We start from the raw sequence: 12,736 nt of genomic DNA, 5'->3' as shown, positions 1-12,736 counted from the left end.
TCCCCCCGGGCTCGCCGCCCATCCGGACCGGACCACCCGCTCCACCCGGCACTACCCGCAGTACCAGCACCACCCGCAGACTCCGGGTGGCCGGTCGGCTCCCCCGTGCCAACCGTCCGCCCGGCCGGCCCCGGCCGGACCGGCAGGCGCACCCCGGACGCGCCACCGGCCCGGCCGGGACCAACCCCTGCGGCCCGCCCGCCCGCAGTCGGGCGGGCCGCGCCCCGCACCACCAGACCAGACCTGGACCCGACCGTGACCGTCACCTTGTACGACCACGAGCCGGCGGCCGGGGATCCGCTGCCCGGTTCCCCGGCCGCCTTTCCTTCCGAAGAGGCCGCCGAGACCACCGTCGCCCCGGTGTTCGTGGACTCCTCCGGCCGCCGCCAGCGGCGGGTCCGCAGGCTCGGCCTGCTGCTCGCCGTCCCGGCCGCCGGTTACCTGGCGCTGCTGGCCAGCACGGTGCTCGGCGGCCCGACCGTCAGCGCGCCGTTCCTGCCGCTGCCGCCCGGGCCGAGCGCCGCCGCGCCCGAACCGGCCGACCCGGCGCCGTCCCCGGTGCCGACGATCACCGGCACGCCCGGGCCGGACAGCGTGCAGCCCGGGACGGTGCGGCCGACGGCGGTCGACCACCGCACAGCTGTCCCGGTGGCAGCCACCCCGCGGCCGTCCGCCCCGGAGGCCGGACCGTCCACGCCGCCGCCCGCCTCCGCGTCCGCCACGCCGGGCGGCAACAACGGGAACGGGGGCAGCAGCGCGGGGGGAGCCACCCCCACCCCCGGTCACGGCCGCCCCACCGACGCGCCGGGCAACTCCGGCAACGCGGGCGGCAAGCCCGGCAAGCCCTCTCCGACGCCCTGACGGCGGACGCCCGACCCCCGCCGTGGCCTGCGCGGAGCTTCGTGAAGCTCCGCGCACCCGGCCGTCGGCGTCCCCGGACCGGGCCCCTCCCGAAAGCGCCCCCGTGAGCACCTCCCGCCGTCGAAGAACCGGCCGTCCCGCCCCCGCCCCGCAGGCCCGCCGCGGCCGGCGGGGTGTCGTCCGCCAGGGCCCGCTGCGCACCCACTGGCTGCTGCTGACCGCGCTGCTGCTCACCCTCGGCGCCACCCTGCTGATCCAGGGCTACACCCAGCACCTCTACGACCACCGCCCCGACCAGGCCGCCCGCCAGGCCGGCTCGGCGGCCGTCCCCGAGCAGGTCCGCACCGGCGGCCCGGTGATCGACGCGGCCGGCCCGCAGTCGCGCACCGCCATGCCGAAGCCCGGCACCGTCGCGCTGACCTTCGACGACGGCCCGGACCCCCGCTGGACCCCGGAGATCCTGGACACCCTGCGCCGCAACGGCGTGCACGCCACCTTCTTCGTGGTCGGCACCCAGGCCGCCGCCCACCCCGACCTGGTCCGCCGGATCGTCGCCGAGGGCCACCAGCTGGGCGTGCACACCTTCACCCACACCGACCTCGGTTCCCAGCCCGCCTGGCGTCGTTCGCTGGAGCTGCGGGAGTCCCAGCTGACCCTGGCCGGTGCTGCCGGGGTGACCAGCTCACTGCTGCGCCCGCCGTACGCGTCCACCGCCGACGCCCTGGACGACCCGGCCTGGTCCGCCGTCCAGCAGGCCGGCCGCGAGGGCTACCTCACCGTGCTCACCACCCGGGACAGCGAGGACTGGCGCCGCCCGGGCATCGCGTCCATCGTGAACACGGTCATCGGCGAGCCCGGCAACCGGCAGGGCCAGATCGTGCTGATGCACGACGCGGGCGGCGACCGCATGCAGACCGTCGCCGCGCTGGACGGCCTGCTGCCCCAGATGAAGGGGCTCGGCTACCGCTTCACCACCGTCAGCGGGTCGGTCGGCCTGCCCGACCCGGTCCACCCGGCCACCGGGGCCGAGCACTGGCAGGGCCTCGCCCTGATCTGGGTGCTGCGGACCGGCGACTGGACGCTGACCGTCCTGGGCTGGCTGCTCTACGCGGCGGGCGCGGTCAGCGTGCTGCGCGCGGCCGCCGTCCTGGTCGCCGCCCGCCGGCACAAGAAGCTGCGCCGCCGGCGGCCGTGGGGCCCGCCGGTCACCGAGCCGGTCAGCGTGATCGTGCCCGCCTACAACGAGTCGGCCGGCATCGAGGCCGCCGTCCGCTCACTGCTCGCCTCCGACCACCCGGTCGAGATCATCGTGGTCGACGACGGCTCGACCGACGGCACCGCCGACCTGGTGGAGTCGCTGGACCTGCCCTACGTCCGGGTGATCCGGCAGGAGAACGCGGGCAAGCCGGCCGCGCTCAACACCGGTATCGCCGCCGCCCGCGCCGACCTGCTGGTGATGGTCGACGGCGACACCGTCTTCGAGCCGGACGCCGTCCGGATGCTGGTGCAGCCCTTCGCCGACCCGTCGGTGGGTGCCGTCTCCGGCAATGCCAAGGTGGTCAACCGGGGCGGGCTGCTCGGCCGCTGGCAGCACATCGAGTACGTGGTCGGCTTCAACCTGGACCGCCGGCTCTTCGACCTCGCCGAGTGCATGCCCACCGTTCCGGGCGCGGTCGGCGCCTTCCGGCGCTCGGCGGTGCTCGCGGCGGGCGGTGTCGGCGACGAGACGCTGGCCGAGGACACCGACCTGACCATGGCCCTCTGCCGGGACGGCTGGCGGGTCGTGTACGAGGAGCGCGCCAAGGCCTGGACGGAGGCGCCGGCCTCGCTGAGCGCGCTCTGGCGGCAGCGCTACCGCTGGTGCTACGGCACCCTGCAGGCGATGTGGAAGCACCGCGGCGCGATCCGGCAGCACGGGCAGGCGGGCAAGCTGGGCCGGCGCGGTCTCGGCTACCTCCTGATGTTCCAGGTGCTGCTGCCGCTCCTCGCCCCGGTGGTGGACGTTTTCGCGCTGTACGGGCTGGCCTTCCTCGACCCGCTGCGGATCGTCGGCCTCTGGCTGGCGTTCCTGCTGGTCCAGCTGCTGATGGGCGTCTACGCCTTCCGGCTGGACAAGGAGCGTCTCGGCCCGCTCTGGAGCCTGCCCCTGCAGCAGTTCGTCTACCGGCAGCTGATGTACCTGGTGGTGATCCAGTCGGTCTTCACCGCGGTGGCCGGCTCCCGGCTGCGCTGGCAGCGGATGCAGCGGTACGGCAGCCTGCGGGTGCCGGCCGTCTCCGCCGGGGTCGATGCTCCGCCGGAGCCCGTGGGGACAGGGGGCTATCGTGCACAGGTGCACGAGGCGGTCCGGGACCCCGGGCAGGGCACGTGAGGGGAGCGGTTCCAGTGATCGGACGGGCGCTTAACGGGCGTTACGAACTCGTCGAGATACTCGGCGTCGGCGGCATGGCCACCGTCTGGCGGGGCGTGGACCACGTGCTGGGCCGCCAGGTGGCCGTCAAGGTCCTCAACGGGGGCCTCGCCGACGACCCGCGCTTCGCCGAGCGGTTCAGCCGCGAGGCGCAGCACGCCGCGATGCTGGTGCACCCGAGGATCGTCATGGTCTTCGACTCCGGCGTGGACCAGGGCTCGCCGTACATCGTCATGGAGCTGGTGAACGGCCGCTCGCTGGCCACCGTGCTCACCCAGCAGCCCGGCCTGCCGGTGGAGCGGGCGGTCGGCATCGCGGCGGCCGTCTGCGAGGCGCTGACCGTCGCGCACGGCGCCGGCCTGGTGCACCGCGACATCAAGCCCGGCAACATCATGATCACCGACGACGGCGGGGTGAAGGTCGTCGACTTCGGCATCGCCCGGGCCGGCTCCTCCCACAACCTCACCCAGACCGCTTCGGTGCTGGGTACGGCGGCCTACCTCTCGCCCGAGCAGGCCACGGCGTCCGAGCTGGACGGACGCACCGACCTCTACGCGGTCGGCTGCGTGCTGACCGAGATGCTCACCGGCGCCACCCCGTTCACCGCCGAGACCCCGGTGGCGATCGCGTTCAAGCACGTCAGCGAGCAGCCGCTGCCGCCCTCCGCGAGACGGGCGGGCGTGCCGGCGGCTCTGGACGCCGCGGTGCTGCGGCTGCTCGCCAAGAACCCGGCCGACCGGCCGGCCGACGCGGCGGCGGCCCGGTCCGAACTGCTCTCCTGCATACCCGGGCTGGTGGTCGGCGACCCGACCGGCGAGCTCCTCGCGACCGCCTCGGCCGGTCAGGCCACCCAGCTCCTGCCGCCCGTCCCGGTGCAGCCGGTGGCGGCCACCTCGGTGATGGCGCCCGTCCCGTCGCGGCCGCCGTTCCACGCCGAGCCGCTGCCCGCGCCCGCCCGGGAGAGCCGCCGCAAGCCGCTGGTCTTCGGCGCGCTCGGCCTGGTGGGGGTCGCGGGTGCCGCGATGCTCGCGCTCACCGCCTTCGACGACCCGGGCACCTCGGCCGCCGCCCCTCCCGCCGCCACCAAGCCCTCGCAGACCGCGTCGGCCGCCCCGGTGTCCACGCCCGCCGCGACCACCCCCGCACCCACCACCCCGGCCGCGCTCCCGAGCCCGTCGGCCACCCCCACCCCGCCGCGCGGCCAGGCCGCGGCCGCGCAGCTGAACGCCCTGCGCCAGGCCGTCGCCCAGGCCCAGATCACCAAGGAGCGCGACCGCCAGGTCGACCTGCTGCACACCCTCGACGACGCCTCCGCCCGCCTCAACCAGGGCCAACCGGACGACGCGGTGCAGGAGTTGAAGAACGCCCAGAAGATCGTCCGGGACATGGCGAAGAAGCACGCCATCGACGCTCTGACGTCCGCGAACTGGAACACCCGGCTCGGCGTCCTGATCACCTCCCTCAACGCGGCGGCCGACCACAACCAGAACGACTGAACGCGGCCCACTGCTTCGGTGCGTCCTGTCGGACCCGCCCGGTACGGTCGGCCGGTGACACGCGAAGAAATGGAGTGGGCCGCCGCCGACGCCCGCCTTGCTGCCGTCGAACTCGGTGACGTCCAGGCCTGGTTGGCAGCCGCCGGCCCGGAGCCGGCGGGCCCGCTCGGTGCCGAGGTCTGGGTCTTCGACCGGCAGCTCAGCCGCGTCCTGCTGGTGCGGCACCGTTGGCGCGGCTGGGTCCCACCGGGTGGCCAGGTCGAGCCGGGCGAGACGCCCCGCACCGCCGCCCGCCGCGAACTCCTCGAAGAGGCCGGTCTGCGCGCCGAGTTGCTCCACCGGCCGGCCCTGGCAGCCGTTCGCTCCTATCACCCCGGCGCCCCAGCCACACTGAGCCTGTCCTACGTCGCGGTCGTGGACGCGGCGGTTCCCCTGGTGGCGGAGGAGGGCCAACCGGCGGCCTGGACGCCCCTGGACGAGGACTGGGAGAGCTGCTTCCCCGGTGACCGGGAGCGAATGCGCCGGCACGCCGGGTGGATCGCCCACGGCGCCACCGGGTGACCGTCCGGCCGCGGAGTGGGAAGTCGGCCGGTCCGACTTCCCGCTCGGAGGCCGGTGCCGGGCGGGTGGTCATCAGCCCGCAGCGCGGCTGGTGGCCTCCCACTCGGCCCAGTCCGCCTTGCGCCGGTCGGCGGCGTCCTGGGCGACGTCGTACATGGCGCTGCCGAGGACGAGGCGCAGGGGTGGCCGGTCGCTGTCGACGAGGGCGAGGACGGCGTCGGCGGCCTTGGCCGGGTCGGCGTCCTCGGCGTCGCCCCACATCTCGGCGAGGGCGGTGTGCAGGGGCTCGTAGGCCTCGTGGCGGGGCTGGGTGCGCATGGTGGTGTAGAGGTCGGTGGCGTAGCCGCCGGGTTCGACGATGGTGACCTTGATGCCGAACGGCGCGACCTCCTGGGCGAGCGCCTCGGTCATGCCTTCCAGTGCCCACTTGCCGGCGCTGTAGAGCCCGGTGGTGGCGAAGCCGATGATGCCGCCGACGCTGGAGATCTGGATGATGTGGCCGCTCTGCCGGGCCCGCAGGTGGGGGAGGACGGCCTGGGTGACCCAGAGGGCGCCGAAGAAGTTGGTTTCGAGCTGGGCGCGGGCGTCGGTCTCGGTGAACTCCTCGACGGTGCCGCTGGTCATGATGCCGGCGTTGTTGACGACGACGTCGATGCGGCCGAAGGCGGCGGCGGCCTTGTCGACGGTGGCCGCGACGGCTTCGCGGTCGGTGACGTCGAGGGGGAGGACGACGAGCCGGCCGGGGTGTTCGGCGAGGGTCGGGTCGAGGAGGGCGGTGCGGCGGGCGGTGGCCACGACCCGGTCGCCGGCGGCGAGCGCGGCGCGGGTGAAGGCGAGGCCGAGGCCGCTGGACGCGCCGGTGACGAACCAGACGCGGTCGGTGGTGTTTCGAGTCATCGCGATGGCCTCTCGGTCTCTGCCCACTAATTGAACGAGACGGTTCGTCTCGTGAGCTCCACTATGGACTGCTCGGGGGCGATCGTCAAGACGAGACGGTTCGTCTCGTTGAGGCCTCCTGTTAGCGTCGTGACCGGCTTTGACGATCACGGGAGGGGAGCGGACGTGCAGGAAGTGACGCGTCACCAGGTGGGCGAGGAGCGCATCGCCGCGGCTCTGGAGGACATCAGGGGCCGGGCCTTCGGCCGCTGGCACGGGCTGCGCTACGACAGCCTCTCGCTGAAGCGGATGCGGGAGATGGGCGGCGAGCTCCTCGACCACGCCGCCGCGTGCACCCTGGAGGACCCCGCGCTCGACGGTGCCCCCGCCCGGCTGGCCCTGCGGACCGCGGCGGAGTGCAGCCTCGGGGTGCTGAGCCTCGGGGCCTTCCCCGAGGGCGACTTCGAGGTCATCCTCCCGCTCGTCGACCAGAGGCTCTCCAGCGAGACCTTCGCCTTCGGGGACGCCGTGGACGAGGTGCCCACCGCACGGACCTGGGTGGACGCGTTCGCGATGGCCGTGATCACCGGCCTGCTCCGGGAGCCGGCGCGGCTGGTCGGCCCGCTGCTCACGGAGGACTACGCGCCCGCGATCCGCGACGGGGTGCCGTACTCGCGGCTGGAGTCGGTCTCCGAAGCGGCCGACCTCGCCGAGATGGACGCGCTCTGCGCGTACCTGCCCGACCTGGCGGGCACCTGGCCCCGGTCGCGGATCGCGTCCGAACCCCTGGTCAAGCCGGCCGCCGAGGCACGTGCGGAGGCCGCCCGCCGGCTGGACGCCGCCGGTGTGCTCACCCCCGACCAGCGGCTGCTGCGCGTCCTCCTCGACGACGACCGGCCGGCCTTCGACCAGGCCCTGGCCGACCGTCTCCGCCGGCACCGCGAGGAGGCCGGCCCCGACCCGGAGCCGCGGAGCCTGCTGCCGGTCGGCGCGATCGCGCTGGCCGCCGTCGCCGTCCAGGCGTGCGGCTGGTCGCTCGGCGTCCGCTCCGGCTACCTCCCGGAGGGGCTCCTCCGGGCCTGACGGCCGCCGCGGGCGGAAATCGCCGGCCGTCCGCTGTCACATCTCCCCGTTCCGGTCCGTCGGTGCTTTGACCAGGCGCCAATGAGCGAGGGAGACGCGGATGTTGAAGAACCTGATGTACGTGGCCGTCTACGTGACCGACCAGGACCGGGCCCTGGCCTTCTACACGGAGGGCCTCGGGCTGAACAAGCGCATCGACTACCCGGGCCCCGACGGCCGCTTCCTGACGGTCGCCGCGGGCGACGACCCGGTCGAGATCATCCTGTGGTCCGGCGCCTCGGGACAGGGTCCGGTGGTCGAGGCCGAGGGGGCGGTCGTCGTGGGTTCGGTCTTCATCGAATCCGACGACCTGGAGGCGGAGTTCAAGGTGCTCCAGGCGCGCGGCGTCCGGTTCGTCGAGCCCGGGCCGGTGCACTACCCCTACGGCGTCCGCATCACGGCGCTCGACCCCGACGGCAACCGGGTCGAACTCCGCCAGCGGAACCAGGGCTGACGCAGCGGCGGCCGGCCACGGGACGGCGCGCGGGAGGGGTGGGGCCAGACCCACTCCTCCCGCCCCGGGGAACGCGCACCGGTGGGTGGAGAACAGTCATGGCGAGGGGTGGGGCCCTGCGGCGTGCTGATCGCAGACAATCGGCCGCGACGGAAACGTTCGGCGCGTCGCCGCATCGTAAGAAGGGGAGTCCGTTCGCAGCGGACGATGAGTCGGAAGGCGGCACACCCACGCCTTTCCACTCTCAACATATAGCGCACGGGGGGCCTTGCGGCAAGGCCCCGGCGATGCCGCAGAATCTCCGACCGAGGCCGAAAACCAAGGAAGTTCGGAGTTGCTGAATGCGTGTTTTGCTGGTGGCGTACGGGTCGCGCGGGGACATCGAGCCGATGGTCGGCCTCGCGGTGCAGTTGCAGGCGCTCGGCGCCGAGGTGCAGGTGTGCGCGCCGCCGGACTTCGCGGAGCTGCTGGCCGGGTTCGGCCTCCCGCTGGCGCCGATCGGCCCGTCGGTGCGCGAGATGACGAAGGGCGCGGTGACCGGGGCGAAGCCGGCGCCGCCGGCGAGCATGCCGGAGCGTGCGGCCCGGATGGTCGCCATGACGTACGACGCGGCCTCCTCGGTGGCCGAGGGCGTCGACGTGGTGGTGGCGACGGGCCTGATCCCGGCCGCGGCCGCCGCGCGGTCGGTGGCCGAGAAGCTGGGCGTCCCCTACAGGTTCGTCTCCTACTTCCCGAGTTACCTGCCGTCGCCGCACCACCCGCCGCTCGCGTGGACGAAGCCGCTCCCGGCGGACGTGACCGACAACCGGGTGCTGTGGGAGCTGAACGCGCAGGACATGGACGAGCTGTTCGGCGGCGCGGTCAACACCCACCGCGCGTCGATCGGCCTGCCCCCGCTGGAGAACGTCCGCGACCACGTCTTCACGGGGCAGCCGTGGCTGGCGGCGGACGCGGTCCTGGGCCCGTGGCTTGAGCCGGCGGAGCTCGACGTGGTGCAGACCGGCGCGTGGATCCGGGAGGACGAACGCCCGCTCCCGGCCGGGCTGGAGGCGTTCCTGGAGGCCGGTGATGCACCGGTGTACGTGGGCTTCGGCAGCATGCCGGTGCGCGACGCGGAGGACGTCGCCGAGGCGGTCGTCGGGGCGGTCCGCGCGCAGGGCCGCCGCGTGCTCCTCGGGAGCGGCTGGGCCGGACTGGCGCTGACCGACGACCGGGACGACTGCTTCGTCGTCGGGGAGGTCAACCAGCAGGCCCTGTTCGGCCGGGTCGCCGCCGTCGTGCACCACGGCGGTGCGGGAACGACGACGACGGCCGCCCGGGCCGGCGCGCCCCAGGTGGTGGTGCCCCAGATGGCCGACCAGCCGTACTGGGCGGGCCGGGTGGCCGACCTGGGCATCGGCGCGGCCCACGACGGCCCGACGCCGACCACCGAGTCCCTCGCGGCCGCGCTGAGGACGGCGCTGGCCCCCGGGGTCCGTGACCGGGCGGCCGCCGTGGCCGGCACGATCCGCACCGACGGCGCGGTGGCGGCGGCGAAGATGCTGCTGGACGCGGTCGGCAAATCGTCCTCGGGCTCCTCCTCACGGTCGTCGGCGGCCTTCTCCACTGGCGCAGAGCCGGCCGGCCGTAGCCCCGCGGTCCCCTCGCTCGGTTGAGCGAGGAGCCGTTGGGTCATGTGGTGGGGGCGGCGTGGTGGTCGAACTCGCCGGCCTTGATGCCTTGGAGGAGTGCGGCGAACTTGGTGGGGGTGGTGCGGACGATGACGTCGGCGTCGTCGGATTCGCGGAGGTCGACCAGCCCGGCGGTGGTGCGTACCTCGACACAGTTGTCACTGGCGCCGGAGTAGCTGGACTTCTGCCATACGGAACCACTCACGATTGCTCTCCACTTCTTTCCGGCCACTGGTGTTTTCGGCTCCTCGCTCGGTTGAGCGAGGAGCCGTTGGGTCATGTGGTGGGGGCGGCGTGGTGGTCGAACTCGCCGGCCTTGATGCCCTGGAGGAGTGCGGCGAACTTGGTGGGGGTGGTGCGGACGATGACGTCGGCGTCGTCGGACTCACGGAGGTCGACCAGCCCGGCGACGGTTCGCACCTCGACGCAGTCGGCGTTCGCGCCGGAGTAGGTGGACTTCTGCCAGGTGGAGCTAGGCATGTTTGCTTTCCATTTCCTTCCTGATGGACCGAATGAAGTCTCGGGACTCGTCTTCGGAGAGGGCAGTTGACTCGGTCCGGAAGAGGACGGCCCGAAACCTTGCGAGGTGCGCTGGGGCGTCAAAGAGCTGGCAGCCGGGTGCCATGTCCGTCTGTGCAGTGTCCAGTTCGGGGATCGGCCCCTCGGCGTAGGTGAAGTTCTCACTTGCGCTGGGGAGAACGTCGACCGCGAACGGGACCACTCGAACGGAGATGTTCGGCTTCTCCGAGTCCTCGATAAGGCCGTCGAGCTGCTCAAGCTGGACCCGCGTTCCGCTGAACTGCATACGCAGTGCTGCTTCGTTGATGAACGCGGAGTATGGCGTCATGTCGTCCCGGACGACCCGTTGCCTTTGCAGGCGGAAGGCCGTTCTGAGTTCGATCTCGTGTTGAGGCAGGGGCGGGAAGGCGCCGGAGAACACGGCAGATGCGTAATCCCTGGTCTGAAGCAGTCCCGGGATGAAGGTGACGGTGTAGGTCGAGAGCCTGCGCGCGTGGCCCTCAAGCTCTGCGACCTCAAGGAAGTCCGTTGCCAGTGTCCCGCGGTACTCGTCCCACCAGCCGGCCTTTCCGCGTTCCGCGATGATGTCGGCGAGGGCCTCGATCAAGGGCTCGTTGACGCACATGCACGTTGCCGCGACGGTGCGCAGGCGCTCCACGCTGATGCCGGTTCTGCCCGCCTCCATCTGCGTGACGTGGGCAGGGCCGATTCCGAGAGCGCGGGCGAGCTGACTGCCCCCGAAGCCGGCCTGCTCGCGCATCTTCCGCAGCTCGACGCCCAGGCGACGCTGGCGGAGGGTCGGGTTGGGGCGTAGTGCCATGACGTCCTCTCTGCGGGTTCTGGAGTCAGTCTGCCGCGCTGGTGCTGGACGGGTCTATCGGGGTCTTGATCGTGCGCGTAGCCACGGTAGAGGGAACCTCTCGACAGTCGCCACAAATTTGTAGCAACGTGCGCTATCGTCATCCTCAGATCGATCCGATGGATCGTCAGTAACGCCTGTTTCCAGGGCAGTAGGCGCCTGCTGCCCGCGCACCGCAGAGCAGCCACGCGTGGCATCAACCAGCTCCGCCCTGGCCTGGCTCACGGCGACGATTCCGCCGGTGAACACCGAATCCCGCTCCACTCAGCCTCGTCCGGAGGTTCCTCATGTGTGCCGTCAACCCGCCCGACTGGTCCGCCGCCCGCGAGGAGCTGCGCGACGCCCTCGCCACCGCCTCCTGGCCCGACGACCTCATCGCCGACGCCGAACTCGCCCTCTGTGAGCTGTACGTCAACGCCTGGCGCCACGGCGGCAGCCCAGCGCCCCTGGTCGTGGTCCTGCTCCTGAACCGGACCCTGCGGGTCTCGGTCGCCGACGACAGCCCCTCCCTCCCCGAACCGGTCCAGTCCGCCGACCCCTACGAGCTGTCCGGCCGCGGCCTGCACCTCGTCCGCTCGCTAACCCACCGCTTCGGCACCGACCCGCGCAAGCACGGCGGCAAGGTGGTCTGGTTCGAGCTGGAGGCCGCCGCGTGACCGGCCCCCGCATCCCGCTCTCCCCCGACGACCCCCGCATGCACGACTACACCGACGCCCACGTCACCGCCCTCCTGCGCGAACTCCACGACCGCGGCGCCTGGTTCGGCATCCAGTGGGGCTTCGCCACCACCCACCACAGCACCGTCGACGGCCGCATCCTCGTCAACTTCGGCCACGCCCCGGTCGCCACCCTCCTCAACCTCCTCCACCTCCTCCGCGCCACCGAAAGGGACCAGCCGTGGGAGTCCTGATCCCGATGGCCACCCAGGCCGTCCACACCGAACGCACCACCCTCGCCTACCTCACCGTCGAGCGCGTCCCCGACGCAGCCCTCCAGCTCCGCGCCGCCGTCGACCTCGACATCCACGCCGCCCCCGGCGAACACCTCGCCCTCCCCCTCACCCGCGACCAGGCCCACGAACTCCTCCACACCCTCGCCGCCCACCTCGGCCACCGCGTCATCGGCATCCACCGATGAGAACCGGCACCGCGAACCTCCTCGTCGCCGCCGCCCTCCTCACCCTCCTCGCCCTCGCCACCGTCGCCCTCGGCGTCATCACCGCCCTCAGAGTCAACGACGAGGACGACCGGCAATCCCCACCCCCCATCACCCGACACGGCCGCTGGGAACTGCGCCAACTACCCGACGGCACCCGCGAATACGCCTGGATCGCCCGCCAGGCCGGCCACTACGGCCCCGAGATCCGCCACCGGGTCAACCCCGCCCCCGCTCCCGGTCGGCACCGCATACCCGGCTGAGCCGTTGGCGCGGAGGCCCCTGCCCGCCCGGGCGGGGGCCTCGCCGGTCTCCGGCCCCGGTGATGACCGTCCTCCCGCACCCCTTCGCCGGGCCGGTCGAAAGAGTCCGAAAAAACTTTTGAACTCACCTGCAACCCCCGGCGGGGATGCACGTCTATACGGATGAAGGCACGGAGAGCGAGACCGGCAAGGAAAGGCCGGGGGGCGCTACCGCTCGACGACAGCGGGCAGCCGGCCGTCTTCACCACACCATCCGCACCATGACCCTGGGGATTCACGTCATGCGCAAGTCCGTTATGCCCTCGATCGCGAAGAACGTCCGCTCGCTCTCCGGCCGCCGCCGCCTCGCCACCCTCGCCGCCACCGTCGTCCTCGCCGGCTCCGTCCAGCTCATCACCGCCGAAAGCTCCTGGGCCTGCGCGGACATGCGCCTCGGCGGCCCGCAGGCCGCCATGAGCGGCCCCGGCATCACCGAGATCGCGCCCGACGC

At 72.9% G+C, this 12,736-nt stretch carries 16 protein-coding genes; 12 read left to right on the top strand and 4 right to left on the bottom strand.

The window, feature by feature from the left end; translation table 11 throughout:
* Positions 1-255: 255 nt before the first annotated feature.
* From ACZ5WK_RS14620 to ACZ5WK_RS14605, 4 genes are all read left to right on the top strand, one after another.
* A complete protein-coding gene (locus ACZ5WK_RS14620) occupies positions 256-861 on the top strand; it encodes a hypothetical protein (RefSeq protein WP_465547691.1) in 606 nt (201 codons plus the stop codon).
* 103 nt (positions 862-964) lie between these two features.
* On the top strand, positions 965-3,232 hold the full coding sequence (locus ACZ5WK_RS14615) for a bifunctional polysaccharide deacetylase/glycosyltransferase family 2 protein (RefSeq protein ID WP_465547690.1): 2,268 nt from the start codon (positions 965-967) through the stop codon (positions 3,230-3,232).
* Between the two features lie 14 nt (positions 3,233-3,246).
* The gene (locus ACZ5WK_RS14610) at positions 3,247-4,767 is read left to right on the top strand and encodes a protein kinase domain-containing protein (RefSeq protein WP_465547689.1); all 1,521 of its coding nucleotides are present in this window, start codon (positions 3,247-3,249) and stop codon (positions 4,765-4,767) included.
* A 54-nt stretch (positions 4,768-4,821) separates the two neighbouring features.
* Positions 4,822-5,328, top strand: a complete 507-nt coding sequence (locus ACZ5WK_RS14605; protein WP_465547688.1) for an NUDIX domain-containing protein — start codon at positions 4,822-4,824, stop codon at positions 5,326-5,328.
* A 72-nt stretch (positions 5,329-5,400) separates the two neighbouring features.
* On the opposite strand, the gene ACZ5WK_RS14600 is transcribed toward ACZ5WK_RS14605, so the two are convergent.
* Positions 5,401-6,225 carry an SDR family NAD(P)-dependent oxidoreductase gene (locus tag ACZ5WK_RS14600; protein ID WP_465547687.1) on the bottom strand — a complete coding sequence of 275 codons (825 nt, stop codon included), beginning with the start codon at positions 6,223-6,225 and terminating at the stop codon, positions 5,401-5,403.
* Positions 6,226-6,390: 165 nt separating this feature from the next.
* On the opposite strand from ACZ5WK_RS14600, the gene ACZ5WK_RS14595 reads away from it, so the two are divergent.
* The 3 genes from ACZ5WK_RS14595 to ACZ5WK_RS14585 all read left to right on the top strand — a co-directional run bounded on the left by ACZ5WK_RS14595 (position 6,391) and on the right by ACZ5WK_RS14585 (position 9,435).
* Positions 6,391-7,287 carry an immunity 49 family protein gene (locus ACZ5WK_RS14595; protein ID WP_465547686.1) on the top strand — a complete coding sequence of 299 codons (897 nt, stop codon included), beginning with the start codon at positions 6,391-6,393 and terminating at the stop codon, positions 7,285-7,287.
* 100 nt (positions 7,288-7,387) lie between these two features.
* On the top strand, positions 7,388-7,780 hold the full coding sequence (locus tag ACZ5WK_RS14590) for a VOC family protein (RefSeq protein ID WP_396321994.1): 393 nt from the start codon (positions 7,388-7,390) through the stop codon (positions 7,778-7,780).
* 341 nt (positions 7,781-8,121) lie between these two features.
* The gene (locus ACZ5WK_RS14585; protein WP_465547685.1) at positions 8,122-9,435 is read left to right on the top strand and encodes a glycosyltransferase; all 1,314 of its coding nucleotides are present in this window, start codon (positions 8,122-8,124) and stop codon (positions 9,433-9,435) included.
* A gap of 16 nt (positions 9,436-9,451) precedes the next feature.
* On the opposite strand, the gene ACZ5WK_RS14580 is transcribed toward ACZ5WK_RS14585, so the two are convergent.
* From ACZ5WK_RS14580 to ACZ5WK_RS14570, 3 genes are all read right to left on the bottom strand, one after another.
* Entirely contained in the window at positions 9,452-9,655 is a 204-nt protein-coding gene (locus ACZ5WK_RS14580) for a DUF397 domain-containing protein (protein ID WP_465547684.1), read from the bottom strand.
* A gap of 71 nt (positions 9,656-9,726) precedes the next feature.
* Entirely contained in the window at positions 9,727-9,930 is a 204-nt protein-coding gene (locus tag ACZ5WK_RS14575) for a DUF397 domain-containing protein (protein ID WP_465547683.1), read from the bottom strand.
* Entirely contained in the window at positions 9,923-10,789 is an 867-nt protein-coding gene (locus tag ACZ5WK_RS14570) for a helix-turn-helix domain-containing protein (protein ID WP_465547682.1), read from the bottom strand. The genes ACZ5WK_RS14575 and ACZ5WK_RS14570 overlap by 8 nt, the downstream gene beginning before the upstream one ends.
* 326 nt (positions 10,790-11,115) lie before the next feature.
* Here ACZ5WK_RS14570 and ACZ5WK_RS14565 point away from each other — a divergent pair, with 326 nt between their 5' ends.
* The 5 genes from ACZ5WK_RS14565 to ACZ5WK_RS14545 form a co-directional block, all read left to right on the top strand.
* Positions 11,116-11,484: an ATP-binding protein gene (locus ACZ5WK_RS14565; RefSeq protein WP_465547681.1), complete on the top strand. Its 369-nt coding sequence runs from the start codon at positions 11,116-11,118 to the stop codon at positions 11,482-11,484.
* Complete coding sequence (locus ACZ5WK_RS14560) at positions 11,481-11,738, top strand: hypothetical protein (protein WP_465547680.1); 258 nt, start codon at positions 11,481-11,483, stop codon at positions 11,736-11,738. The genes ACZ5WK_RS14565 and ACZ5WK_RS14560 overlap by 4 nt, the downstream gene beginning before the upstream one ends.
* Positions 11,726-11,965: a hypothetical protein gene (locus tag ACZ5WK_RS14555; protein WP_465547679.1), complete on the top strand. Its 240-nt coding sequence runs from the start codon at positions 11,726-11,728 to the stop codon at positions 11,963-11,965. Before ACZ5WK_RS14560 ends, ACZ5WK_RS14555 begins: the two co-directional genes overlap by 13 nt.
* Positions 11,962-12,246 (top strand): hypothetical protein, encoded by a 285-nt coding sequence (locus tag ACZ5WK_RS14550; protein WP_465547814.1) that lies wholly within the window; start codon positions 11,962-11,964, stop codon positions 12,244-12,246. Before ACZ5WK_RS14555 ends, ACZ5WK_RS14550 begins: the two co-directional genes overlap by 4 nt.
* A gap of 260 nt (positions 12,247-12,506) precedes the next feature.
* A partial coding sequence (locus ACZ5WK_RS14545; protein ID WP_465547678.1) for a hypothetical protein occupies positions 12,507-12,736 on the top strand: 230 nt, incomplete at its 3' end.

It is taken from the genome of Kitasatospora sp. NPDC032757 (assembly GCF_055579305.1).
Note: the sequence above shows the minus strand (reverse complement) of the source record. Positions and strands in the feature narration are given on the sequence as shown.